The sequence below is a fragment of the Grimontia sp. SpTr1 genome, from assembly GCF_947387585.1.
In the GTDB taxonomy this organism is placed as follows: domain Bacteria; phylum Pseudomonadota; class Gammaproteobacteria; order Enterobacterales; family Vibrionaceae; genus Enterovibrio; species Enterovibrio indicus.
Genome location: NZ_CANDOD010000013.1, coordinates 1 through 25,790 on the forward strand (window position 1 = coordinate 1; position 25,790 = coordinate 25,790).

A 25,790-nucleotide genomic window follows, 5' to 3' on the forward strand; every position below is an offset into this window, starting at 1 on the left:
ATTCTTGCCTTTTGTGCGGTAGGGGCTGACATACTTAGCCGCCATGATGCGGGTATCATGGCCTAATTGGGTGAACGCTCTGGCCCAATAATGCGCACCACTACACGCTTCAATGCCTATACGCATAGCTGGCATATTTGCTAATGTAGTCAGCAATTTAGCACGTGACACGGATTTATGAAGGATGACCTTTCCCCGGTCATCAACTGCGTGCAATGAGAAGTGGTGTTTGGCGAGGTCAACGCCACAAAAGAATATAGAAGACATGGTTACCTCCGGTATTTAACGCGACACTTAAGTGTGGCAAATCCTCATGAGGGGGAATCCATGTCATTCGTTAGGCAGCTTTAATAAACTTTATGAACTAATCCAAAAAATGTCGGTCGTATTTTAGATACAAATAGTATGGAGCTTAACTCAGGGATGAACAAAGTTAGACAATTAATAAAAAACAATTTCAGTGTCATTATCACTATATTTTCTATATTTTTCCTTCGTACAGCTGTTGCAGACTGGAATCATGTACCAAGTGGATCTATGGAGCCAAATTTATATGATGGTGACTGGCTAATAGTTAATAAAACAGAATATGGCCCAACGATTCCGTTTGTAAATGTACGTCTATTTATGTCTGATTATCCAGAACGTGGTGATGTAATCACTTTTGTTCCCCCACATACTAATGATTTGTACGTCAAAAGAGTAATTGGTATACCGGGGGATAAAATTACATTTTCCGGACGAGAAATAAGTGTAAATGGACAACAGATTGAATCGACAGTGATTAGTCGTGACCATGTTAAAGAGGTAAGTCTTGAACTAATAGGTAAGAGAAAGCACCTTATTCAATACAGTAAAACTGGCAGGCTTCCAAGCAGCGAGCAGACAATAGTTGTTCCAGAGGATAAATATTTTGTGTTGGGTGACCACAGGAATAATAGTGCCGATTCTAGGTATTGGGGATTCGTTGAAAGCGATAACATTATGGGTAAAGTCACTTATGTGGCATTTTCCACTTCAAATGAACGTGTTAAAGATCGATTTGCGATCGCTATCCAATAGTTAAGGTGGTGAAATCTGCCTAACACATATGACCCCTTCTCCGGTCAATAGGCAATAGTTTTCTTTTGGCTGCGTCAGCAGCCAATCCTCTCTAACAAAACCATCTACTTCATAGTGTTCTCTTGCCACTAAGTCGCAACTTAACCCTCTCATCAATCGCGACTTTGGATGATTATCAGTTTTGATTCGAAACAAAATTTACAAAATACGTATTATGTATTTTTATGCTGTTACCAAGGAGGGCCATCATGATTTTGTATTTGCTTAAGCGAGACTTTAACGACGGTGGAAAAAAGTACTTTTGCCCCTACTGCATGAAGGTTGAAGGGCTGATGGCCATGTTTCCAGAGATTCGACATAACGTAGAAGTCAGGTATGTCGATTTTCAGAAACCACGCGGTGATCTTCCCGAGCATCTGGGGAAGGGTAATCAAGTTTGTCCAAATCTGGTCTTAAATGAAGGCGACCAGTTTGGGTCGGAAAAGTTCTCTGTGTCAGCTTCAACAGGTATGCGTCATATTGATAAGACGGATGACATCATTCAATACTTTATTGAACGCTTTAACCTGCCTGAAAAGCACTAATGGTTCAATAACAAGAGCCGCCTTGTTATCCGGCGGCTCTTCGGTTTCCTACTACGTCCAGCCAAGCTATTTCAACGCCCAGCCATCATTCCAGATTTTGGTCATATGCGTGACCTTACCTTGATCAGATAATTGCATCACCTACACATAATAGCTTGCACACTTTTTCCTTTTGGCGGCTTTACTTATGCGTTATCAGTCAATTTAAAGTAACTCAAAACGCTCAATGAAAAACTGGATAATGTCCTCAGTTTTATCAATATATTTTACGCCCGTAGGGGCCAACGTTGAGAATTTTTCTGAACCAAACTGGTCACCTTCATTGAGCACCAAATTTGGACATACTTGATTTTTTTCCCCCAGAAACTCCAGGAGTTGATAACGAGGTTTTTGAAAATCGACATACCTGACTTCTACGTTATGTCGAATCTCTGGAAACATCGCCATCAATCCTTCAAGGCGCAGGCAGAAAGGGCAGAGAGACTTGTTGTCACTGCTGTTTAAGCTGCGCCGGAGCAGATACAAAATCATGATTGCCTTCCTTGATAGCGGCTCGACAACAAATATTCTGTATATTTGATTTTGAGTCTGAACCGAAGGTTCTATTTAGTGGTTATAAGTGGATAGTGAGTGACTTACATTTCCATGATTTGCCAGTTAGATGTTTGAGCATTCAGATGCATATTTCTGGCTCATGTCCGCCACTCCTATCCATCATTTGCTAATAGATATATACCCGCCCAGGTTTTAGATTTGGACTGTTATCCTTCGTCCCTCCTCTCCAACTAGGGGCTCCTACCGCTAGGGAGTTGCCATCTTCTGACAGGGAGACTGACCAACCGAACCAGTCATCTTTTAGAGGCTCTGTACCTTTGATATAGCCATTTTTCTCTTGTTCCCACTCACCATCTTCAAAGCTCAATATATAAACTGCGCCGGAGTTTCTTTCGTCGTTATTGTCATCAGCCTCATTTCCGTTAAAGGCAATTTCACCAGAATCCTGCCCTGGTGCTCCCACGGCAAGAGTGTTGCCATCACTGGATAGAGACACGGACCAGCCGAATGCATCATGGCCTGTGCTTGAATCCTTTAGATCATCAGGAATATTGCCGAAACTTTTATTGATGGTATTGGGCTCGCTAAGGTTTCCATCCTTATAGCGATACACATACACAGTGCCCGTGCTTAATAAGGTAGTGTCATCATTAATTTTGGTGTCTGTTACAGGAGCTCCCACCGCGAGGGTGTTACCATCGTCAGACAAGGATATCGACGAACCAAAATTGTCGCCTTTCCTAGGGTTAGGTGCTTTTATGTAGTATTCCTGTTTCCAACTCACCTCTGTGTCTGAGGTGCTGAACAGATATACTGCGCCAGAATTTAAGGCGTCTTTGTTATCATGACGTGCAGCCACGACCAGTGTGTGACCATCTGCAGATAGCGCTACCCTGAGGCCAAACCTATTATACTTCTCGACATACTCTCCCTTAATGAGGGTCCCATTATCCCAGGCAGCATCAGTATAACGATAAACAAACGCTACCCCTCCGGTATGCACAGAGGCATTCGCATCTGGGTGCCCCACAGCCAAGGTGTTGCCATCTGCCGACAGAGAGACTGACAAGCCAAAACCTTTTCCCAAGTTTGCTTCTAGCGCCTTTATTTTGGCGCCTTTCAGCTTCCAGAGACCCTCACTTTCGTTATAGTGGTAAACATAAACAGCACCAGAGTTATCTGCGTGTGGCGCTCCAACAGCCAGAGTGTTAGCATCCTCCGATAGCGACACAGAATAGCCAAATCGGTCGTCTATGCTAGGTTGATCGGGCTCTAGTTTTTCTTCTTTGGCCCAACTCCCTTCTTTAAGGCGGTAAATAAAGACAGCTCCGGCGTTTGTGATCTTGTCATCACCACTGTAATTGGTAGTTGGTGATCCTACAGCTAGAGTGAGACCATCTTTAGACAGGGATACAGATCTGCCATATCTATCATGATGCTTCTCGTTGTCTAAATCTTTAATAGACGTAACAAGGTCTTTCAGTTGTATTGGAGTGAGCTCCTGTTCATTAGATGGTGTGACTCCATTATCATTTGTGGCAAGTACAAAGTATTTTGATTTACGCGCTTTGAGAGGACCCGAAAGTAATGGAGTCTTAAGCATCGTTTCTGTGGTTTTCCCTATGGGGTCACAATTATTCTGGAGACTGTTATCAAAACGGCATACGGTGTAACCGTTTGCCCCTTCTGAGCTGTTCCAGGAAAAAACAACCGGGGTATCAGCATCTCCTGCTCCAAATGTTCTGTTTTCGCCGCTAACGACCAATTTTGAGAGGCTCAGTGAACCTGGTGGTGTCGCCTGTGTTTTTGGTGGTGTTGGTGGTGTTGGTGTTTTAGCGCTAAACGCCCCTTCTGAATTACAACCGCTGAGTGTCAGTGCGCCGAGGAGTGCGCCCAGAAAGACCACGCGACGCTGAATCTTTGCATGTGATACACAAGTTTCCAATACTGATTTAAGCATTTTAATGTTCATGATTAGCTCCCTTAAAATGAATCGCCCAGCGAGTAGACGACACTCAGCACGACACCATGACTGTCATATTGACCTGTCTTGTCATCACCAATCCCTTCGATAAACTGATAGCCACCGCTAAGGCTTAGGCTCGGTGTTAGGTCATACAACACACCGACTTCTGTTAGAAAGGAAATGCCTTTGGCCTTTAGCATGGCTTGATTAGGCGCTGTTTTGTCCATATCCCAGTAAGCTGCGCCCAGTCGTCCATATCCAGCCCAGCCCGTCTGCCAGTGATACTCATATCGGAGTGCTGCAGAAATTAGCTGAGTGTTGACATGCACACCCGTGGCTTTTGCGTCGAGTTTGCCGTGCTTCTGGTAGTCCAGGTCTAAGCCCCAGGACGGGGTAAGCATGACCCCAGCTGAAACACCGGCAATGGTGCTTGTGGGCTTACTGGTGTGATAGCTATCATCTTCAGCCCATTGATATCCGGCTTTGATGCCCAGGTTTAATTCTTCAACAGCATTCGCGTGAGCACTGAAAGCCATTGCTATACAGATAACCGCCAGCGAGCTGACGAATTTCTTTATTCTCGCTCTTTTTGCCGCCATGTTATTTATGCCTCATTTTTATTTAAGTAATAACAGCCCCCTATGGGTGTATTCCCATAGAGTGGTAGTTTGTGGTTGCACATTTAGTGTCCGCAAGTAACAGTATTACGATTGTTATACTTAATATTTGATATCTAAACCGACCAGCAAGAAATATCCTATTGCTAACTATTAATTAATAGGAGGGCTCTCTGATCTTGGATTTATTTACTATTTTAATTTAATTGTCGGATGCTAAATGATCAACCTGTAAAAAACGAAAATAAATAGGTGTCTCGAAAGTGAAACATCTATGTAATTGAACGATGTTCGAATTTTATTTTCACACTTTTTTGTCTATTTATACGTGCAGTAATTCTTTTTCTTAACTGTATGAGTTTTATTTCTTTAAAGAAGTTGAGCGATTTTTAATGTCTCTAACTGTATGTATAATAAAGATTATGTTTTCTTTGTGTATTGATTTTTCATTAGGGTACATTATTCCGTATTTAGTTCAGTGTGACTTTTTATACACTTATGATTAAAATGTAATTTTTCAGTTTTACTGTGATTTTCTTATTCAGTTTAAGAGGGGGTGGTGCTATTTATACATATTTGAATGCTGCATTAAAAAATATTATGAAGAGGGTGGTTTAACTTCGGATTTTTATTTTTTTATGATGTAATACAAAACTAATATCATCTAATGAATTTTTAATATAAAAGAACTGGAATCTTCTAATGTGCGATTTTTCGAGTTTGGGGCCCGGGGTTTAATAAGTCTTGAGTGTGATTAATTTTGGATAGTGCCTTTACTTGAAGGTAAAGTTAACCCCACTATGCTGATACGATAGCGGTGCAGGATGTCTTGGTTTTATCAAACTTAATTTTTCTCTGTAACCAAAGGTCAACAGACTCTGGGGCCTTTACGGTTCGGATGTGGTGAGAATATCGAATCTTCATATCGTTTTGCTGTTTTGTCGGCGTTTAACGGTCGAGAAAACTGGTTCGGAAAGCGTTCGTTGGAGAGTCTTAAAACAACAGCTGCTGATTTCACATGATTTGGTTTGGAAGCCAAAGAACGATTTGAGGAAACCAAGTGATCATGGCAATGCCAGCGAGTAGTATCAGCCAATAGGGGATAGTGGCTATCGCAATTTCTCCAACACTCACTTTTGAGCAAGCAATTGAAGATAGCACAAATAAATTGGGTCCAACGGGAGGAGTGATCATACCTATTTCTATCAAAATGGTTATCAGCACACCAATCCAGATAGGATCGTAACCACAGCTAATGAGTAAAGGAGCGACAAACGGTGATGTCAGTAAAAGTATAGAGATACCGTCAAAAAGGCAGCCTACTGCAAGATAGAAGACGATGATGGCTATCAACACATAAGTCGCGTCTGGGGATATGGAGGTAATTGTATCTACAGCCATTCTGGGCAAGCCAAGAATACCAACTGCTTGTTTAAGGATGATAGCTCCCATCACCACAAAGACAATAGCGCCAAACTTGATCATTGTTGCCTGCAAAACTGAAATAAGGCGGCAGACAGTCAGTTCGCCAACGGTGAAACCAAGTACAAGCAAGAACATAGCGCCAAAGGAAGCTGACTCGGTAGGTGTCGCTAATCCAAAGTATAAGGGTCCCAATATTGAGGTCATTAAAATCAAAAGAGGCCATATGTTTAGCAAGGAGCGCATGATTTCTGCACTGCTATGCTGAGCTTCTTGTTTGGGAGTAATGCCTTCTTTCGTCAAGGATAGAATGGCAATATATGCCATGAAAGCTAGTCCAAATAAAATGCCTGGGAAGATTCCCCCAAGGAACAATTTGGCGATAGAAACGTCCATCAATGCGCCGTATAAAATCAAGGCTATGCTTGGGGGGATCAATAAGCCAAGCGTTCCAGCTCCGGCTAAAGATCCCAAAACTGCATAGCGATTGTACCGACGAGAAATAAGCTCTGGATAGGCGGAAGAACCCACGGCTGCTGCTGTTGCTGTGGAGGTACCGCTGACTGCACCAAATAACATGCATACAGCGACATTGGTATGTAGAAGTTTGCCGGGAATACGCTGAAACAGAGGGCTTAAGGCGCGATAACTTTCAGATGCCATACCGCTCTCGAAAAAAAGATCGCCCACTAAGATAAACATTAAAATGGACGCTAGTGTGTATTTGGTTAAATCTGTCCAGAGCACTTCAGCAGCCATCACTCCGGCGCCTTCACCAACCAGGAAATGTAATAGGACTAACCCGGTTCCACCAAGTATGAGCCCCAGAGTGGCTCCAGCAATGGCCAAACTGATTATGGTGGTACAGAGAGCTCCCCATATCATGGTTTAGTTTCCTTGGAGGGCAATATAGAAGGTAGATCTTGGTGTTTGTTCACCATTAAATAGCATTCAACGATAGCCATGCTTCCCAAGCTGAATGGCATGACAAGCATCCAAGGATAAAGCGCCATTTTGGTCATTTCGCTTCGAGATCCTAAAGAATGGGTGAATACAGCATTTTCTAGCCCATAGATGACTAACACACCAAGCATGATAATGAGGCAAAGCGCTGCGAGTTTTTTTAAAGCAGCTCTCAGCGGGATAGGTAAGACGTTATCGAATAGAGATATTTGGATATGTCGCGCTTCCCAAGTTGTCGCGGGTAAGCATAAAAAACAACTTGAGTAAAACAGAAACCCAACCAGTTCTTCCGTCGGTGACCAGGGAGCATAAAAGAAGTACCGCATCAGTGATGCCGTAAAGACAAGTAACACCATCAGTGCGGCAGCGCAAATAGCGAGCCATAATTGAATTTTTACAATCCAGTAAATGGCGAAGCCGGGCCATTTCAATGTTATTTTTTGATCACCTTTTAACATGACTGAGTGCTAATACACTCTTGCGGCTGGGTCATTAAGCTTTCATATACTTTCAGAGAAACCTCACCTCCTTCCTTCGCCATACGAAACCATACCTCATTCGCTGCAGTTACAAACTTCTCTACATCCTGTTTAGAAAAAGGAGGAAGTTGTTTGATGCCTCCCTTAGCTCGAGCTTCACGATTGGCAGTCTTAGCTGCGACATCGTTCAGTGCTTTCTTAAGCGTCTCGGCGCTGATCCATTGTCCGGCTTCACGAACTGCAGCCTGTTGTTCATCACTAAGGCGATTAAAAATATTTTTATTGACACCCAGGGCTACAGGTAATGAAGCAAATGGCACCAAAAAGGCCTCGTAAGGGGCAACCTCATGCAGTGATGCAAAAATACCAATTTCTCCAAGATACAAGGCGCAGTCTACTACACCAGTTTGGAGTGCCATGTACATTTCTGAACTTGGGATAATTTGTGCTGCAATACCTAGGTTGTTGAATGTTTCAACCTGTGCCGAAGTCCAAACTCTTAGCTTTTTTCTTTTTAGACCTGCAATCGTATTGATGGGGTTTTTACAAAATACAGATACGTCATACAGTGGTGGTTGAGCATAACCAACATACTCGATCCCCCAATTATCGAACACTGTCCTGTATGAATCTTCAATAACAGAAATTGCGGGTTCATGCGATTTAAAGTCTAAAAGTGCTCCTTCTATATATAAGGCACCAAATGCGGGGACATCACGTGATAAATAAGGAGGATACACAGCACCAGCACCTACATAACCACGCTTTAGTTGCCTGAGTAACTCAGTATTATCAAACCCTAATTCACCCATGTAGTGCATATTAAAATTGACAGATCCAGCAGTTAATTGACTGACTTTTTTAGCAAAGCTCCGCATGTCTGCAGATTCACTTCTTCCTTCTTTTATTGGAGAGTAAAAGGAAATTTCTTCAGCCTTGACTTGGAATAATGAGCTAATGTTAATTAATGTAAGGGTGAAGATAAGAACGCTCTTTTTCATTACAATACCCAAGTAACTCATTGTGGAAAAAACCATTTTAATTCAAGTGTCTTGATAATTATAGACACATTTTTTATCGTTGTTATGCAAAAGTGAATGAATGGAATCTAGAAAACTATATCGTGAAATCAGTGCTTTTTTAGCGCTTGCTCAGCATGAGAGCTTTACTAAGGCTGCAGAGTATCTGGGGGTTAGCCAACCAACCCTGAGTAGGCATGTGGCTAGATTAGAAAATAAAATAGGTGCGGAGCTTGTTTTAAGAGATACCCGAAATGTTGAACTGACAGAGTTGGGGAGAATTTTTGCGTCCGATTTAGCCAAGGGGGCGGATCGTATTCAATTGGCGTACCAGAGTGCGCAGAAAATGATAGAAGGTAAGAAAGGTACTTTAGCGATTGCTTACAATACAATTCCAATGAATACCTATGTTTTACCTATTCTGTTGAGAGATTTTCGAGCGTACTACCCAGATATAGAAACATCATTATATTCTATACCTTCCCATGAACAGCATACTGCGTTAGCTTCGGGTGATATAGATATAGCCTTTTGCAGCTCGCCTTTTTTGGAAAGTGGATATGACTACAAAACAGTTTCAAAACATAAGCTTATGGCAGTCATCTCGTCATCGGATTCATTAGCACAGAAAAATGAATTGAGACCAGATGATCTCTTGGGAAAAACGTTAATTCTTGGAGAGTCCAAAGCGTGGGAACCGTTCAACATCCAGATATTAGAATTTCTAAACTCATACTCTATTGAAGAAAATCCTATTATCAGAGCTTACGATTTCGATAGCCTTGCTGCATTGGTGATGTCCGGGAACGGCATCGGATTTTTTGTGGAAATTGCCAAAGAAATGCGTAGGCCTAGTTTGAAAGTTTTACCTATTGAAGGCTTCGACAAAGAGATATCCCTTTACATAAACTGGAAAACTAACTCTCCCAACCCCGCCCTTAGGTTATTTATAGAGCATGTTCTGAAAACAACGAACTCTCATGTCACTGAGGAGGGGGTTATTGATGAAATCTCGGGTTTATAATGATAATTACCGAATATTATAGTGTATGATATACAATAAAAAACGCGCCCAAAGGCGCGTTTTTATTTGATGGTAATTATCATTTACCTTAAATGAATATAGATGTTATAGCAATATCGACTTAGTGCCATTATTCATATTCACAGCCTGCTGGACCTTGAGGAGATGCATATTTATATTCGGTATAACCGCCCGATGAATTACATATTGCTCTTATGATGGTTATGCCGCAGCTATTAGTTCCATCTGGAAGTAATGATATGTTGGATTTAATATTGTAGTATGCAATTGCACCCGCGTTACTTGAATTACAGCCAAATTGTGGCTGGGGACCTCTTTCCCAGTCATCATAATAGTGTGCATACGGATATGATTCATCAGTATAATTCGCGTGCTTTTTATAAGTTCCGTTAGTTATCAAAAGTGCTTTCGCATAAGGTGCTTTACAGTCAAGTCTAAGCGTTGTTGATTGCGGATCATTGGTTGCTGTTACGTAAACAACTCCATTAGGTCCACAGCTATATTCATCGTCATCAAGGATTGTCGCTGTACCAATCAACTTGCTTGAGGTGTCATTGTTCATCCAGACTTCAAGCGAGAAGGTTTTCGCCGATTCCTTATTGTAGTCGCTAGTTGTGGGCACGAGCACTTGAAATCTATCCACTCCTTCTGGAATTGGGGCGGCCGCGTTATTGACTAAACTTATACCAGAGCTGCCTCCTTCGTACTTCACGACGACATTATCTGTATAATCTGTCCCTCGGAGTGCTGTACCGTTTTTTAATGCAAGAGTGACCTCTGTGTCTTCTGGAAGTGCTTTATCAAACGTTACGGTAAAGGTTGCATAGCTGCCTTCGTAAACTTTATTTCCAGAAACACCAGTTAACTCAGCTTTTTCGTCACTTTTGAACATAGTTCTGTCATAACATTCAGAATATTCAGTAGTGACCGTACCCATTGCGCTAATGCGGGTGGGAAAAAGACCAACACGTTTGGTTTCCCCGGTGGAAGGCTTAAGACGGAAAAGGTGGTTGCTGTTCACGTTACCAGATACGTTTTGGTTTTTGGCGGTAATCAACACTTGGCCATTTTGGTCTATTGCTGCTCCTGTAACAAAGTCCACATAGTGGAACGCTTTCAGCGTTTGAGCACCGGTTTCGGTGTTAATAACAAATGTTCTGCCGTTAGTAATGAACAACAGCTCTCCTTCGTGGAAAATAAAATCTCCCCAACTACTAAAACCTCCAGCCCTTAAACCGATATCAAAGGTCCCAATATCAGTAATCTCACCAGTTTCAGGGTTTACCTTAAAAATACTGCTGTTATCTGAGGCGAAAAGCTCTCCGGTAGCAGGATTAAAAGCCATTCGAGTAATCTGTTTTGTTGTTGTTGGGCCGTTGATATGTTCACCACTCTCTGGGTCGTAGTAAGCCAGTTGGTAACTTTCAACGGTTTTGGCGTGTAAGTCTAAGTTGTTCATTTGTTGATCAGTTAAAAGGCCTTCTGGCACTTCAACGTGATATGACTTGGGTTGAGGGGCGTTCGCATAGTAGAGACGATTAGTTATTGGGTTGAACGACATTGTTGGCGAACTAAACTTCGCGAGAGAATTAAATGTAGCTCGTGAAGATGCATCAGAATACGTGCTGTTGTCCATCACCTGTTTTTCTTTGATATCGATCAGCATTCCGACGTTTCCACGTCCCGCATTCATAGAATATACGTTACCTAAACATGTATCAGATGCTAGCGATGAAAATGGGTAGGCGCTGACGAGTGCTAGCGCAATACCATACTTCCTGAATGTCATAGTTAAGCTCCTTTACAAAACTGCCTAAATGATATTAAAGGTCAATAAGATTATTCTTATATTGATGTTTTTATGATCCCTATAATAAGGATACTTCTACTACTAGCAGCTAATTTGTTTTTTATAAATATAAATTAATTGATTTTAAGATCTTTGGTTTTTTATCATTAAAAAAGCATTAGACTTAATCTCATTGCTCCTCATTCCTATTTGGTATTAATATAAATAAATTAACCTTGATATTCATTATTGCATAAAATAATTTAAATCTGTTATTCAAATTTAAATAAATTTCATATGGGATGGTTTTTATTTTGAATGGACTTTATTTATGTTGGTTGATAATTTAAATATCTATTGATGCTTGCTTAGCTTTTGATGATTTCATCGACCCCAACGTATTTATATACTCACCTATGAACCAGTCTTTTGCCCACAACAATGATCCAAATGGAAAACGTAACGTCTGGCATTTGGGTAAACGAAGCAAAGGTGATGGCTTTATAGGCTGGATTGACGACTTTAAAGTAATTTCCAGAGCTTTGACCCAAGAAGAGTATTGCAATCACGCTCGTGGCACCCTGGTCCGCATCAGAGAAAATGTGTTTTGGAATAGAATTGCAAGTAGGTATCCAGAGTCATCACATAAGGCAATTGCTGAACAAGTAGGTGATGATGGACCCGTTAGATATGCCTGTTATGTTAATTACAATGTAGAGCGCGGAGCAAACATGGCCCAAATCCCGAGAGGAACCGAGTCACTGCGTGAGGAAGTATTGGATATTCATAGGTTGGCATTCAATGAAGCGCGCCCGGATTCAAGTGAAAATGCGTTCTGTAAATCTTGCCATGTTGAAAGTGATGGGCCGCTGTCGCTTCAAGCGCTGAAATATTTAGGTTTGCCTGCGCAGGAAGACGATCGACGTCAGCCAATGCAACCCAACCCATTAATTTATGGGATTATACCCCCCAATTTGTTCGGTCCTGGTTTACCTGTCCGTAGGATTAATGATGACGTTAGGCAGAAAAAACCTAGAGGACACTTCGTTGATGAATGGGTTCTCGACAACAGCCAGTAATGGGACATCTAGAAAAGAACCCAAGATTAAATAAAGCTAATAGAAGCCGCCCTGATGGGGCGGTTTCTTTTATCTCGCTTATACCCAAACAACCTGAAGATGCAGGATTCGGCGAATATCTTCAGGTCGTTTGGGTATCTGTCCAGCCTAGCTCTTTCAACGCCCAGCCATCATTCCATATTTTGGTCATATGCGTGACTTTGCCTTCATCAGATAATTGCATCACATACACATAGTGGCTTGCACACTTTTTCCCTGTGGCCGCTACAGGCCCACCTTCTCCACTGTGGATACCGAAAAAGGTGCCAAAGAAAATCGCGGTGTTTTTCTCATGGTCAAAAGCAGAGGTGGTGAGTTCATAATGGCTGCCTGCCATAGGACCGTTGGTGATACCATGCATCCATTGGGTGTAGGCTTCCAGTGTTTGAATGTCAGTGAGGGCGAAAGCTTGGGAATCAAACCCTGCGTTGGGTTCAGCAAAGCCTTTGCAGGCCTCCCAACCTTTGCCTGATTCACAAGCATGAAAGAACTCGGTTGCGTTTTTAAAAGCAGACATGATTTCTCCTTCAGTTAAATACCACCTGAATATCGGTGTATTCGGCTAATCCTTCTTCTCCAAATTCGACACCCAGACCTGAGCTTTTGACTCCGCCAAACGGTGCGTTGGGCTGGATCATGCCGTGGCGGTTTATCCAGACTGAGCCGCATTCGAGGCGTTTCGCGACATCTGCTGCGGCTTGCGTGTCTGACGACCATACGGAGCCGCCTAAGCCTGAACTGCTGTCATTCGCGGCTTGAATCGCATCTTCAATATCGGTGTAACGGATAATGGGGAGAGCGGGCCCAAATTGCTCCTCATCGACCAGTGAATCGCCATTTTCCAGCCCAGAGATAATGGTGGGTGGGAAAAACTGACCGTTTGCGGCTGTACCACCGAGATGCACTTTGCCTTTGATTGCTGCTTCCGAGACGAGGCGGCTGACTTTTTCAAACTGAAAGGGAGTACATAGCGGACCAAGAATGGAACCTTCATCCATGCCATCGCCATACGGAACCTGTTTGGCGAATTCCACCAATGCGTCGCAAACCTCATCATGGATGCTGTCATGCACGTAAAGGCGCTTAAGTGCGGCGCAGGTTTGCCCATTGTTGATGAAGGCTCCCCAGAAAAGTCCTTCAGCGATGGCGTTTGGATCGGCATCAGGGAGGACGATACCCGCATCGTTTCCGCCCAGTTCGAGGGTCAGCCTTTTCATGGAATCTGCGGCGCTGCGCATGATGGATTTGCCCGTTGCGGTCGAACCGGTGAATACCACCTTACGGACGTCAGGGTGTGATGACAGCATTTGTCCCACGCTGTTTTCGTTAGTGTCTTCACCCGCAACGGCATTCACGACGCCGGGTGGCAATACCTGATTCATTAACTCAACGAGCTTTAAAGTGGAAAGTGGGGTGTAGGGGGAGGGTTTTATGACGACGGTATTGCCAGTAACAAGCGCTGGCATGATGTGCCAAATAGCGATGAGTACCGGGAAATTCCAAGGCGTGATGGAGGCGACGACACCCAAAGGCTTACGGTGCAACTCAAGCCGGCCTTCTTCGTTATCTTGAAGGACCTTCACGCCCAGATTCAGGCTGGTGGTGTATTCGGCCCATGCGCAAGCGCCACCGATTTCCCAACGGGAGCCCAAGCCATTCAGCGGCTTGCCTTGTTCTTGGGTGATCAGTGTGGCTAAGGCCTCACTGTTGTTTTTGATTAGAGTGACGATTTGTTGGCAAAGTGCGACACGCTCTTCATGTGGAGTTGATGACCACGTTGGGAAGGCGTTTTTAGCGGCGGCGACTGCAGCGTCGACATCTTGTTGCTTTGATTGTGGTGCCAGTCCAACGATTTCCTGCGTGGAAGGGTTTAACACCTCAAAGTAGGTATCAGCACTTCTGCCTTGCCCATTCACTGTCATTAAATATGGCTTTGTTGGGTTCTCTGTTTCCGTACTCATGTTTCCAATCCTCGTTGATGAGTATGATTACCCCACCTTAGGATGAGTTAACTTGAGTGACTTGGAACAAACCGCCAAACTCATTGGCTATTGGCGACAGTTCACCATCGCGCCCGGTGCCATATCAAAACGCTTGTGGAACTCCTTGTAGAAGTAGGAGAGATCGCTGAAGCCGCAGTGGTAGGCCACGTTGGTCACAGAGCTGTGATCGTCGCTTTGAGACATGCCCATTAACAGCGCTTTTGCGTTATCAAGTCGGGTATTGATGAGTTTTCGGGTAGGTGACTCCCCAAGGGATTGAAACTGGCGTTGAAGGGTTCGACTGGATATCCCTAGCTTATCGGCGAGTTGGCAGGCGTCGAATGCCGGGTCGTTAAAGTTTCGGTCGATCAGAGAGAGTGCCCGTCCAAGTACTCCCTGCTTTTCACGCTCGCTTTGGCTTTTCTGTTTTTCCTTCCCGTCGATGTAAATTCCTAAAAGGTCAAAAGTGGAATCCATCAATCGGGCGCAGGAGTCTGGCATGCCTTCTTCCATTGATTTTGCTACCACAGCAATCAGCGCGGTTCGCAAAGGATCGTCATGCTCAACCATCACGCCACCAGTAATGGCTTTTCCGTATCGGTGGAGCATCTCTTCCCTTGGAAGGTGAATAGAGATTTGTCTGGAGGCATGACCATTCAATATAAAGCGGCTTGGTTGGGTAGAATCGACGACATATATGTCGCCGGGCAACAAGGTGTGTTGCTTGTGATTTTGCTCGACGACGCAGCGACCTTCATCCTGTACCAGCATATAAAGATGATCACCAGGATCTTGTTTAATCATGCGTTCTGACCGTGTTACCTGACCCACATTCATGCAAACACTAATGGCTTCGTAGCGGGACAGCATGAAGGGCTCGAGCGCGCCTTGGAGAGAGGGGGTGTCGGTTTGTTTTGGCTCAAGTGAATACTGCCCGCATGATGCAGTGATCATGGTTTGTAACTCGTCGAGGTGCACGAGGCTTGGCTTGGTTTGGCTCAATCTAAGATGGGATAACACGACAGCCCTCCTTGGTTGCGCGGTTACTCAGATTTTTCTGGTTCGAAATTTGGGTCTATTGAAAAAATTCGAGTCATCAAGGCTAAAGTGCAAAAAGTCGCCATGCCATTCGCCTTCGTTATTTATCACAAAAAGTTTACATCCTGTCGGCTGTTTAGCTGTTTCAGTACTGTGCTTCTCAATCACTCTTCTGCCTTTTACTCGTCTACCACTAACATGTTTTGTCTCTAACCTGTTGTTTTTAAATGTGCGGTATGCAGGGCTGTTTCAAGAACGAGAATCAACGCATTTATCGTAATGTTAGTTTGTTGTTATGACATGTTACGTTATATGTTAAATATTGTCATTATGTGTATCGTAACGGATTGTGAGGTTGTAATGAAACGAGTGTTTTGGCGAGTAGCAGTAGGTTTGCTTTTCCTGCCTATGAGTGTGATGGCAGAGGTTGAACTTAAGATTGCCACATGGCTTTCCCCAGCAGCGGCGATGAATAAAACCGTGTTGCCAACATGGGGGAAATGGATTGAAGAAGCGACTGAAGGGCGCGTTAAGATTACTTTGGTCTATGACCTTGGAAGTCCCAACAGTCTGATTGACTTGGTGGAAGATGGCGCGGTAGATGGTGCCTGGACTTACCACGGCTATTTCCCTGGTCAGTTTAAACTGACGAGCCTCGCGGAATTACCTAACCACAATGCCGGATCAGAAGCGGTATCTGTCGCCCATTGGCGGATTCATGAGGATTACCTTGCTGAGGCAGGGGAACATGATGGCGTTGAATTAGTAGGCGTTTTTACTCATGGCCCCGGCCAGATCCATATGCGTGAACCTTTGGAGAGCCTTGAGGATATCAAAGGCAAAAAAATCCGTGTGGGTGGCGGCATTCAGTCTGCAATCGGTGAGCGCCTCGGTGTTACCGGCGTCGCAGCGCCTGCTAACAAAATCTATGAAATGCTGACGCAAGGTGTTGTAGATGGTGTGTTTAACCCGATGTCGACTAAAACGACACTGAAACTACATGAAGTTGCACCTTATACACTGAAGCTGCCTCATGGCATGTATTTGGGCAGTTTCGGTATTTTTCTGAGCCAAGATACTCTTGATAGGCTGTCTGAAAAAGACAGAGACGCTATTATGGCGGTATCCGGCGAGAAACTGTCCGCAATGGCGGCGAAAGCATGGGCTGATGCTGACGACTATGCAGAAGGTATCGCCCGCGAAAAAGGGAACCAGATTGTTGATGCATCTGACCAGGATTTGGCGTATTTCGCTGCGGTCACCGGCGACTTAGATAAGGCTTGGGTTGAGTCAGTCAAAGATCGTGACGTGGATGCCAAAGCTGCTTTGAGAGCATTCCGCGAAGAGGCTCAGGCATATGAGGTCGCTAATGGTCAGTAATAAAACAGGCATTGGCCAACACTACTGGTCATTGTTCCAACAAGGATGTTGTTACCTGTTTCCCTTGATGCGTTGGACAAGTGCTGTGGCACTGATAGGCATGATGTTATTAACCGTCCTTGATGTGTTGGGCAGATACCTTCTCGGCACTCCTATCTTGGGTGGCAGCGAATTGACCGGCTTCATGCTGTTGGTATTGGTTATGCTGATGTTGCCATTACTTGTTTTTAAAGATGATCAAATCCGGGTGGATTTACTCACGGATGCCATCAGCCCGGCGTTTGCCAAGTGGGTTGAGAGGATTTATTCCCTTGGACTCAGTGTTGGCTGCATCTATCTGGCGATGAGCGTCCATAAATTGGCAGCACGTGCTGACAGAAAGCAATTGGTGACAGAGTACCTCGACATTCCGGCCTCTTGGGCGATGTATGCGATTGCTTTCTGCTTGCTGTTGAGTGCTTTCGCCTTTTTGTTCCGGGGAATCTGCTCAACGGCGACCTTAGATAGCCATGTTGAGTCCTTGGAGGGGGAGCGTCATGATTAGTGCCCTGATTGGACTCACGATTGTTTTGCTGCTGTGTGTCCTGCGAATGCCTTTGGCTTACGCCATGACACTGGTAGGCGTCGTAGGATATGCCTCTTTACTGGATTTCAATTTCACTGCTGCCTTGACGATCAGTGCCCGCCGAATTGTCGATACCTTACAAGACCCAGCGTTGAGCGTGATCCCCTTGTTTATTTTGATGGGTAACTTAATCAGCCGATCAGGGATGTCTGTTGAATTGTTTCGGGCTTCTAATGCGCTGGTGGGACACCACCGCGGTGGTATGGCCATGGCGACCATCACGGCGTGCGGCGGTTTTTCCGCGATTTGTGGATCCAGTCTGGCGACGGCAGCAACGATGGGTCAGGTGGCTATCCCTTCTATGCGTCGGTTCGGTTATGCCGACAGCCTGGCGTCTGCCTGTATTGCCGCTGGGGGGACGCTTGGCATCCTTATTCCTCCCAGCGTGGCGTTGATTATCTACGGTATTTTGACAGAACAAAGTATCCGTGAGTTGTTTGCGGCAGGTTTTGTGCCTGGGGTGATGGGAATTTTATTGTATCTGGCGGCGGTGAAGTACGTAGTGTGGCGCTCGCCAGAAGCAGGCCCCCGTGGGCATGAAATGACGTCTCAGCAGAAGCGGGAGGCCTACAAAGGTATTGCCGGTATTGCCTCTTTGTTCACCATCATTATGGGTGGGATATATCTGGGGATTTTCACACCCACCGAAGCCGCAGGTATCGGGAGTTTTGGTGCCTTGGTGATCGTTTATCTGCGTGACCTGCTTACCAAAAAGCTGCTGAAGGAAGTCCTTTTTGAAACGGCGGTGATGAGCGCAAAGATATTCTTTGTCGTGCTGGGCGCGTTGATATTCTCAAACTTTATCAACCGTGCGGGTCTTCCTGAGGGATTGGTGCATTTCCTGACCACTCAGGATCTTCAGCCCATGCTAGTGTTTTTGATGATCATCGTGATTTACCTGATGCTTGGCACTGTACTCGAAAGTATGTCGATGATGCTGTTGACCGTTCCTGTGTTTTACCCTGTGGTTCAAAGTATGGGCTTTGACCTGATTTGGTTCGGCATTGTGGTCGTGGTGGTCACGGAAATCAGCTTAATTACGCCGCCGGTTGGCATGAATGTTTTTGTGCTGAGCGGTATGTTCAAGGACCTTGATAATCGCACGGTATTTCGCGGTGTGATGCCATTTTGGGTTGCAGATATGGTGAGGCTTTTTGCCATTATTTTCATCCCCGCTTTGGCGCTGGGTTTACCTAATTTTCTTTATGGATAAATTTGTGTAACAGGGGGACGTTGTGAACCTGTCTATGCGAGAAACTCATGCAGTATTCCAGATTGCAGAGTGTTTGAATGCGGGCATGGAATGCTCGGAAATGCGCCAGCAAGTGGGTAAATGCTTGCTGGATCTTCTTGGTGCTGATTACTTTGCTTCCTATGTATGGGACGGGCCGCGGTGCGGCTTTTCTCATCGCGTGGCGATAAATATGTCTGACGACAATCTCTCTCACTATGAAAGCTATTTTCAGTATCACGATCCTATTACGCCCAAGCTGCAACAACGTAAACAGGCGACGGCAGTGAGTCAAATCATGCCGCACAGTGCGCTGAAGCAGACGGAGTTCTTCAACGACTTCCTGTCTATTGATGGACTGACTTATGGATTGAACTTCCATGCCCATGATGGTCGCCAGAATATCGGAGATATCAGGATCTGGAGAAGTCGCAGACGCAATGACTTCACCAAAAGAGATGTGGAAATTGTCAACGCAATGGGCGCGGCTTTCACCAATGCCATGAAGCACGCAAGACCTGGTGCTTTTTCGAAAGAAGATGTCAGACCCGATGTTATCCCGGACATCAATGCATCTTCGGGGATGGATGAAGACTTTCTGGTGGAAGAGTATCACCTGACCGCGCGTGAAGTGGACGTGTGTTTGGCGGTGATACAAGGGCTTTCCGACAAGGAGATTGCCCGACGATATAATGTTTCATTCACGACAGTGCGGACTCACATGAAGCATCTTTTTGAAAAGCTCAATGTGAGGGGGAGAACGCAGCTGATTCATAAAGTTCTGACCCACTGATGAGAGAGGGATATACCCAAACAACCTGACCTTTTTCCTCAGGTTATTTGGGTATAAGGTGCATCTAAAAGAGGCGGCACGGGCAATTATTGGGTTGCAGCCACGATGGCTTGTTCCAGAATTTCTTGTTCGCCGATATGGTTGGCGAGAAGCAACACCAACTTGGCGTTTACCGTCATGACCTCTTCTGGAGGAAGAGAGTTATAAATGTTGGCGAGTGCTGCATAGAATGCATCTCCATCGGTGAAATTCGGCTCGATATTCAATTTCATTGTGCTTCATCCAGTTGGTGACCAAGTGCGCGCTGCATGGCTTCTGTTATGTCGTTAATTGCCGGCTGTCGCCAGCGTGCGGTGATCACTTGATCAGGGCGAAAGAGATAAGCCGTACCTTCAGATAAGTCATATCTCTGGTGGAGCAATCCCTGTGTGTCTGTCAGTTGAGTGATTCCTCGGAGGTTTGCAGATTGCTGATCGTGGCTGATTAGCAGTACTTCCAAGTCGCTTATCTTTGCCAGTTCAGCCAGAAGCTTATCCTGTTCTGTACTACTTTCTGCAATCATGATTACGAAATGATTGCCCACCCAATCGAGCAGCCAGGAAGCCATTTCATGTTGGTTTACAGGCGCATCCAGAATAGGACTACCCGGAATCAACACATTATTGAACGTGTCCCTGTCAGGCGTATTTAACGTTGAATTGCGGTATGTGCAGGGTGTCGATAATCTGCCGCTGTTAATCAGTGGACGCGCAAAAGGGTAGTTTTTTGCCAGTTCCAGTGTCGCATTTCTCAGCACCTTGCTCATGGTGCTTTTGGGGGTGATGAAGTCGGTCGCGCGGGTCGAATTCAGGATGTTTTCTTCTGCCGCGAACTGTCGCTCATCATTATAGGTACCAAGCAACAAGGGGGAGGCCGTTTGGTTCAGTACCCGGCATAGCTTCCAAGCTAAATTTTCAACAGATTGGACTGCACCGTTTGCGCCGCGTGCACCAAAAGGGCTGACTTGATGTGCTGCATCACCGACAAAAATCACCCGTTTATGGATGAAGTCATCCATTTTCCGACACTGGAAGGTATACACACTTGCCCACTCCAGGTCGAAGTGTTTGTCTGGCCCCAACATGGCTTCGATACGGGGACGAATGTTCTCTTCCCTTTTTTCCCATTCGGGGTCTGCATCCCACCCGAGCTGCAGGTCGATGCGCCAAACGTTGTCGGCCTGACGATGTAATAATGCGGACTGCTCAGGGTGGAAGGGTGGTTCAAACCAAAACCAGCGCTCAGTAGGAAAATCGGCTTTCATGACCACATCAGCGATCAGGAATCTGTCCTGAAAAACCTGTCCTTTACTTTCCAAACCCAGCTTGGTGCGAATAGGGCTGTTTGCGCCGTCCGCAACAATAAGATAATCACAGGAAATCTGATAAGTGCCGTCGGGTGTATCGACGGTTAGCAGGTTGATGTCTGTTTGCGCATCAACAACCTGAACGTTGTTTTTCCAGCGAAGATCGACCTCCGATAGCGTCTCAATCACATCGACCAGATATTCCTCAAAGTAATATTGTTGAAGGTTGATAAAGGCTGGGAGCTTATGGTGTTTTTCAGGTAGTAGGTCGAACTCATAGACCTTTTCGTCACCAAAAAAAACCTTGCCCTTTTTCCATGTGATGCCTTTTGAAACCATCCGCTCTGCGCAGCCATACCGATTCATGATTTCGAGTGTTCGTTTGGCGAAGCAAATGGCCCGCGACCCTACGCTGACAGTGTTGTTGTCATCGAGTATGACGGACTCGACGCCTTGCTTTGCAAGATCAATAGCCATGGATAAGCCCGCTGGCCCGCCACCGATAATCACGACCTTGTGATGGGTCACTGTGCCTGATTGTTGGTCTTTACTCCTCGAATAGGAATAAACCGGATTGGTATAAGTTGATAACATAAAAATCCATCTAAAAATGTTCTCATGTAAGAATATATTTAGAGGTGATTAAATGACAGAATCAAGAAAATGCTGTTTCAATTTTGGGAGGATCTAGCTATTTATTAATAAGCCTGTTTTGTCTTAAATTATTAATGCATTGTAAATTAAAGATTTAACCTTATGTTTTTATCTCTCTCATTGATGAGTGAAAATTTTAGTGTCTTATATTTGATATGACGATGGATATTTGTAAATCTCACGTGAGAGTATTTGCTATCTTGGTTTTAGGAAGTCAATCACGCTAAAGGAACCAACATGGCAACGAAACCATTCGCATCATCCGCCGACTTAGGTGAAAAACAGGAAACACTTGAGGTATTAGCCGAAGGCGTTTACGCGTTAACGGCAGAGGGTGATCCCAATGTAGGCGCGATAGAAGCAGAAGACTTCGTTATCGCCTTTGAAGCAAGAGCCACACCCAAAGCTGCTCAGGACTGGCTGACTATGCTGAGAGAGCATACGGACAAGCCTGTGAAATACTTGGTTTTGTCTCATTACCATGCAGTGAGGGTATTAGGCGCATCAGCTTTTAACGCGGAAACCATCATTGCGCATGAGAGCACGAAAATGCTTATTGAAGAACGTGGCCAGCAGGATTGGGAAAGTGAATTCGGGCGTATGCCTCGCTTGTTCAGAGAACCAGAGGGCATTCCGGGTTTAACGCACCCGGACGTTGTATTTGACAGCCGCATTGAAATCCCGCTCGGTGGTGATCGCGGAAGCTTGGTACTTGAACATTGTGGCCGAGGGCATACTGCAGGAGACATTGTTGCTTGGTTACCTAAGCAAAAAATACTGTTTGCAGGGGACTTGGTTGAGGCCCAGGCAGCACTTTACACTGGGGATGCCTTCCACTTTGACTGGTCATCTCAAACTCTGGATAAAGTGAAGTCATATCAAGCTGATATATTAGTCGGGGGGCGCGGCGCGGTGGCGCGGGGTAACGATGCAGTCAATGCTGCGATTGAGCAAACCCGCGGCTTCTTAACGGGTATGTTGGACACCGTCGGAGCAGTGCATAAGCGCGGTGGAACACTGAAAGAAGCATTCGAGGAAACCCACACATTGCTCGCTCCTAAGTTTGGCGCATGGCCGATATTTGAGCATTGCTTACCGTTTGATGTAAAACGATTATGGGACGAATTTGAAGGTAAGGACTGGCCCGAGATCTGGACCGCAGAGAAAGATCGGGAAGTCTGGGACGCTTTACAGGATTAGGAATGACACAGAAAAAACATCGCACATTAATGCTCAACCAGTTTCTTCCTTATCGGATGGTGAATTTGGCTGATGGTATCAGTAACGCCTGCTCGAAAATCTATCGGGAAGAGTTTGATGTTTCTATTCCCGAATGGCGGATTCTTGCTCGGTTGGCTGAGCATGAAAAACTGAACGCCAAAGACATCGGTGATCTCACTTTTATGGATAAATCCCGGGTCTCCCGCGCGGTCAAACTGCTTGAAGAAAAAGGTCTTTTGCTGAAGGTAAAAGACAGCACAGACAACCGTGTGTCATTCCTTTCGCTCAGTGAGTCAGGCCGTGATCTCTATGCGAAAATCGCTCCCAAAGCGCTGGATTGGGAAGCTGAGCTTATTGATGTACTTGATACCGTTGAGTACCGCGACTTCCTTCGTGTGATGGAAAAGTTGGATGCCCGACTGGAGCAAATGAAAGGCTAGGGTCAGCAGACTCTAGTCCTGCTTATCCTGACTTGTTAACTCTCCACCTTCTGCCGCTTCCTACATAATCCGTTGGTTTGGATATAAGCTTTTAAAGCGAATCGAATGGCCATGGAGTAACGGCTGATGAAGGGTAAAAGCGTTTCAACGACTGAAGATATATTGCAGTTTGTCGCACTGCTTTATCAGGCATCCAGCCATATGCAGCCTGGTGATTTCAAGCAATGGACCATTACGCAGCTTCGTCAGCTTATTCATTTTGACAGCGCATGGTGGGGACGCGCTCTTTTTCCCGAACTCTCTGATACGCCTGAAGTACACGGCAATTCGCTGTTTCAATTACCAGAAGATTACTTTGAGCAATGGCAGAAAATTGCTGACTGCGACACCATTGCAGAAAGTCTCTACAACGATGCCACCACGCCTTTTATGTCAGAGGTTCAGCTCGAAACAATGAGCGGGGCATTGTGTGATTTTCTTTGGCAGCACGACATTCACCAAGTGCTCTCGTTCATGAAAGTCGATCCTGAACTCTTGCTGGATGCCAAAGGGAACATGGGAGAGAGTTTGCTGGTGGATTTTCTCTCGCTGTACCGAAATAGGGAAGGTGAAGCGTTTGAACCGCAAGACGGGAATTGCCTTCGCCTTGTCATGCCCCACATTGTACTTAGCCTCAATCATTGCCTTGAATTCTCGGTGTTGACCAACCAAAGTGCGCAGGCAAACCGCGTGTTGGAAGCAGCGATGTTTGACAGTGGGTTTATGCTGAATACACCGTCGATTGGCTTTATTGAACTGCTCAAACGAGACTACCCAGACTGGGATGGATGCGTTTTACCGGATGAGATTCAAGAAAGTGTTCTTGGGAACATCTCGTCATGGAAAGGAAGACATTTCACGCTGACATTTGAATCTATAGACAGTTACTGGTTTTTGCGGGCTTACCCTTCATCTTTGCTATCTGAATTGACCGAAAGGGAGGCACAGGTTGCCGAGCTGTTTGCAAAAGGGAAAACCTATATGGAAATTGCTCAGGAGATTAACCGTGCTCCCACGACGGTACGCAATCACCTGCAGTCTATCTACCTGAAACTTGGCATCAGAAACAAAGTTGAGTTGGTGGAAAAATACCGTTCCCTTATTTGATACACCATAAGGGAAATCCTCTGAAAAAATGTAAAACAATGCATTTGCATCATTCAAGGTTCTGCTTCTAGCTCCTAGCTTGTTGGTTAATCACCTGATTCAAATGACTGATCAGGTTATCCAAGGAGGAGCAAGATGAGAAAGACTGGATTGGTGACACACGAACTCTACTTCTGGCATAACACCGGAGAAGCCGCTGCTTTTCTGCCACCTGGGCTCACTATTCAACCCGATAAGCATGCGGAGAATGCGGAAACGAAGCGACGCTTGCTTAATCTTCTGAATGTGGCAGGCCTTGCTGATTCTCTAACCACGATTCCCCCACGACTAGCTAACAATAACGACTTGCTTAGTTTTCACTCTCAAGCCTACATCGATAGCATTCGCGAAATGAGTGATGCCAATGGCGGTGATGCTGGCGAGCTTACTCCCTTTGGTCCAGGTAGTTATGAAATAGCCCTGATGAGCTTGGGAGGTTGTTTAGAGGCGATGGATCGGATGATGGAAGGGCACGTCGACAATGCGTATTGCTTGGTTCGTCCGCCTGGTCATCATGCAGAACCTGAAATGGGGCGCGGGTTTTGTATTTTTGGCAATGGCGTTATCACGGCGAATTATGCCCGGGATGTCCACGGTATGGGACGTATAGCCATCGTTGATTGGGATGTTCACCATGGAAATAGCCAGCAAGGCGCTTTCTATCAAGACTCAGGTGTGCTCACTATCTCCATTCATCAGGATAACTTTTACCCGCCGATGTCTGGTGCATTGGAAGAACGCGGTGAGGGAGAGGGTGAAGGCTACAATATCAACGTTCCTTTACCTCCGGGCTCTGGTGATGGGGCTTATCGCAAGGCCTTTGAAGATGTTGTACTTCCCGCGCTGGAAGCTTATCAACCTGAACTGATCATTGTGTCATCCGGTTTTGATGGCAGTGCGATTGACCCGCTTGGCCGCAATATGGCGACGAGCGAAACCTATAGATACATGACTGAGTCTTTGGTGGCTGCAGCCGAGAAGCTCTGTCACGGTCACTTGCTATGTATTCATGAAGGCGGCTACTCCACAGCCTATGTGCCGTACTGTGGTTTGGCAGTCATGGAGGCGTTAAGCGGCTTGAAAACGGAGCTTGAAGACCCCTTCTTACCGATTGTTGGCGGAATGGGTGGGCAGGAATGCCAACCCCATCAGGCAGCATTAATCGCTTGGGTCGCTGAGTCTGCGCCACTACTAAAACGGTAGGCCCCAACAGCGGATTGCCTGCAATCCGCTGTTCTCCTGTCGTTGACCTCCAACGGGTCTGACGCCCAGTACCA

Annotated in this window: 24 protein-coding genes and 1 pseudogene; 12 read left to right on the forward strand and 13 right to left on the reverse strand. The window is 45.3% G+C overall.

Going from position 1 to position 25,790, the window contains the following annotated elements; translation table 11 throughout:
• Window positions 1-267: pseudogene (locus QL223_RS17305) on the reverse strand (IS110 family transposase); the annotation flags it as partial.
• Window positions 268-423: 156 nt separating this feature from the next.
• On the opposite strand from QL223_RS17305, the gene lepB reads away from it, so the two are divergent.
• A complete protein-coding gene (lepB, locus tag QL223_RS17310) occupies window positions 424-1,062 on the forward strand; it encodes a signal peptidase I (protein ID WP_238833180.1) in 639 nt (212 codons plus the stop codon).
• A gap of 248 nt (window positions 1,063-1,310) precedes the next feature.
• The gene (locus QL223_RS17315; RefSeq protein ID WP_281545426.1) at window positions 1,311-1,646 is read left to right on the forward strand and encodes a DUF3088 family protein; all 336 of its coding nucleotides are present in this window, start codon (window positions 1,311-1,313) and stop codon (window positions 1,644-1,646) included.
• 204 nt (window positions 1,647-1,850) lie between these two features.
• On the opposite strand, the gene QL223_RS17320 is transcribed toward QL223_RS17315, so the two are convergent.
• The 6 genes from QL223_RS17320 to dctP all read right to left on the reverse strand — a co-directional run bounded on the left by QL223_RS17320 (window position 1,851) and on the right by dctP (window position 8,649).
• On the reverse strand, window positions 1,851-2,177 hold the full coding sequence (locus tag QL223_RS17320; protein WP_281545427.1) for a DUF3088 family protein: 327 nt from the start codon (window positions 2,175-2,177) through the stop codon (window positions 1,851-1,853).
• 190 nt (window positions 2,178-2,367) lie between these two features.
• Window positions 2,368-4,173: a hypothetical protein gene (locus QL223_RS17325; protein WP_281545428.1), complete on the reverse strand. Its 1,806-nt coding sequence runs from the start codon at window positions 4,171-4,173 to the stop codon at window positions 2,368-2,370.
• A gap of 11 nt (window positions 4,174-4,184) precedes the next feature.
• Complete coding sequence (locus QL223_RS17330) at window positions 4,185-4,766, reverse strand: porin family protein (protein ID WP_281545429.1); 582 nt, start codon at window positions 4,764-4,766, stop codon at window positions 4,185-4,187.
• Window positions 4,767-5,798: 1,032 nt separating this feature from the next.
• The gene (locus QL223_RS17335; RefSeq protein WP_281545430.1) at window positions 5,799-7,091 is read right to left on the reverse strand and encodes a TRAP transporter large permease; all 1,293 of its coding nucleotides are present in this window, start codon (window positions 7,089-7,091) and stop codon (window positions 5,799-5,801) included.
• On the reverse strand, window positions 7,088-7,627 hold the full coding sequence (locus QL223_RS17340; protein ID WP_281545431.1) for a TRAP transporter small permease: 540 nt from the start codon (window positions 7,625-7,627) through the stop codon (window positions 7,088-7,090). The genes QL223_RS17335 and QL223_RS17340 overlap by 4 nt, the downstream gene beginning before the upstream one ends.
• Window positions 7,621-8,649, reverse strand: coding sequence for a TRAP transporter substrate-binding protein DctP (dctP, locus tag QL223_RS17345; RefSeq protein WP_281545432.1), 1,029 nt, complete (start codon window positions 8,647-8,649; stop codon window positions 7,621-7,623). The genes QL223_RS17340 and dctP overlap by 7 nt, the downstream gene beginning before the upstream one ends.
• A gap of 100 nt (window positions 8,650-8,749) precedes the next feature.
• On the opposite strand from dctP, the gene QL223_RS17350 reads away from it, so the two are divergent.
• Window positions 8,750-9,691, forward strand: coding sequence for a LysR family transcriptional regulator (locus QL223_RS17350; protein WP_002538743.1), 942 nt, complete (start codon window positions 8,750-8,752; stop codon window positions 9,689-9,691).
• Window positions 9,692-9,821: 130 nt separating this feature from the next.
• On the opposite strand, the gene QL223_RS17355 is transcribed toward QL223_RS17350, so the two are convergent.
• Window positions 9,822-11,501, reverse strand: coding sequence for a hypothetical protein (locus QL223_RS17355; protein ID WP_281545433.1), 1,680 nt, complete (start codon window positions 11,499-11,501; stop codon window positions 9,822-9,824).
• A gap of 416 nt (window positions 11,502-11,917) precedes the next feature.
• On the opposite strand from QL223_RS17355, the gene QL223_RS17360 reads away from it, so the two are divergent.
• Window positions 11,918-12,580: a hypothetical protein gene (locus tag QL223_RS17360; RefSeq protein WP_281545434.1), complete on the forward strand. Its 663-nt coding sequence runs from the start codon at window positions 11,918-11,920 to the stop codon at window positions 12,578-12,580.
• Between the two features lie 121 nt (window positions 12,581-12,701).
• On the opposite strand, the gene QL223_RS17365 is transcribed toward QL223_RS17360, so the two are convergent.
• The 3 genes from QL223_RS17365 to QL223_RS17375 form a co-directional block, all read right to left on the reverse strand.
• The gene (locus QL223_RS17365) at window positions 12,702-13,136 is read right to left on the reverse strand and encodes a hypothetical protein (RefSeq protein ID WP_281545435.1); all 435 of its coding nucleotides are present in this window, start codon (window positions 13,134-13,136) and stop codon (window positions 12,702-12,704) included.
• A 10-nt stretch (window positions 13,137-13,146) separates the two neighbouring features.
• Window positions 13,147-14,580 (reverse strand): aldehyde dehydrogenase family protein, encoded by a 1,434-nt coding sequence (locus QL223_RS17370; RefSeq protein ID WP_281545436.1) that lies wholly within the window; start codon window positions 14,578-14,580, stop codon window positions 13,147-13,149.
• An 87-nt stretch (window positions 14,581-14,667) separates the two neighbouring features.
• A complete protein-coding gene (locus QL223_RS17375; protein WP_281545437.1) occupies window positions 14,668-15,621 on the reverse strand; it encodes a helix-turn-helix domain-containing protein in 954 nt (317 codons plus the stop codon).
• A gap of 378 nt (window positions 15,622-15,999) precedes the next feature.
• Here QL223_RS17375 and QL223_RS17380 point away from each other — a divergent pair, with 378 nt between their 5' ends.
• Genes QL223_RS17380 through QL223_RS17395 form a run of 4 tightly spaced genes read left to right on the forward strand, consistent with a single transcriptional unit; the run spans window position 16,000 to window position 19,668 of the window.
• Window positions 16,000-17,019, forward strand: coding sequence for a TRAP transporter substrate-binding protein (locus QL223_RS17380; protein ID WP_002538755.1), 1,020 nt, complete (start codon window positions 16,000-16,002; stop codon window positions 17,017-17,019).
• A complete protein-coding gene (locus tag QL223_RS17385; protein ID WP_281545438.1) occupies window positions 17,009-17,563 on the forward strand; it encodes a TRAP transporter small permease subunit in 555 nt (184 codons plus the stop codon). The genes QL223_RS17380 and QL223_RS17385 overlap by 11 nt, the downstream gene beginning before the upstream one ends.
• Window positions 17,556-18,857: a TRAP transporter large permease gene (locus QL223_RS17390; protein WP_002538758.1), complete on the forward strand. Its 1,302-nt coding sequence runs from the start codon at window positions 17,556-17,558 to the stop codon at window positions 18,855-18,857. Before QL223_RS17385 ends, QL223_RS17390 begins: the two co-directional genes overlap by 8 nt.
• 22 nt (window positions 18,858-18,879) lie before the next feature.
• Window positions 18,880-19,668 carry a helix-turn-helix transcriptional regulator gene (locus tag QL223_RS17395; RefSeq protein ID WP_281545439.1) on the forward strand — a complete coding sequence of 263 codons (789 nt, stop codon included), beginning with the start codon at window positions 18,880-18,882 and terminating at the stop codon, window positions 19,666-19,668.
• Between the two features lie 86 nt (window positions 19,669-19,754).
• Here the strand turns inward: QL223_RS17395 and QL223_RS17400 are convergent, their stop codons facing one another.
• Window positions 19,755-19,940 (reverse strand): DUF2783 domain-containing protein, encoded by a 186-nt coding sequence (locus QL223_RS17400; protein WP_002538760.1) that lies wholly within the window; start codon window positions 19,938-19,940, stop codon window positions 19,755-19,757.
• Window positions 19,937-21,607, reverse strand: a complete 1,671-nt coding sequence (locus tag QL223_RS17405) for an FAD-dependent oxidoreductase (protein WP_281545440.1) — start codon at window positions 21,605-21,607, stop codon at window positions 19,937-19,939. Before QL223_RS17405 ends, QL223_RS17400 begins: the two co-directional genes overlap by 4 nt.
• A gap of 297 nt (window positions 21,608-21,904) precedes the next feature.
• On the opposite strand from QL223_RS17405, the gene QL223_RS17410 reads away from it, so the two are divergent.
• The 4 genes from QL223_RS17410 (at window position 21,905) to QL223_RS17425 (ending at window position 25,716) form a co-directional block, all read left to right on the forward strand.
• Window positions 21,905-22,867, forward strand: coding sequence for an MBL fold metallo-hydrolase (locus QL223_RS17410; protein ID WP_046303166.1), 963 nt, complete (start codon window positions 21,905-21,907; stop codon window positions 22,865-22,867).
• A 2-nt stretch (window positions 22,868-22,869) separates the two neighbouring features.
• Complete coding sequence (locus tag QL223_RS17415) at window positions 22,870-23,328, forward strand: MarR family winged helix-turn-helix transcriptional regulator (RefSeq protein ID WP_281545441.1); 459 nt, start codon at window positions 22,870-22,872, stop codon at window positions 23,326-23,328.
• 126 nt (window positions 23,329-23,454) lie between these two features.
• Complete coding sequence (locus tag QL223_RS17420; protein ID WP_281545442.1) at window positions 23,455-24,474, forward strand: helix-turn-helix transcriptional regulator; 1,020 nt, start codon at window positions 23,455-23,457, stop codon at window positions 24,472-24,474.
• A gap of 135 nt (window positions 24,475-24,609) precedes the next feature.
• The gene (locus QL223_RS17425) at window positions 24,610-25,716 is read left to right on the forward strand and encodes a class II histone deacetylase (protein WP_281545443.1); all 1,107 of its coding nucleotides are present in this window, start codon (window positions 24,610-24,612) and stop codon (window positions 25,714-25,716) included.
• Window positions 25,717-25,790 lie beyond the last annotated feature (74 nt).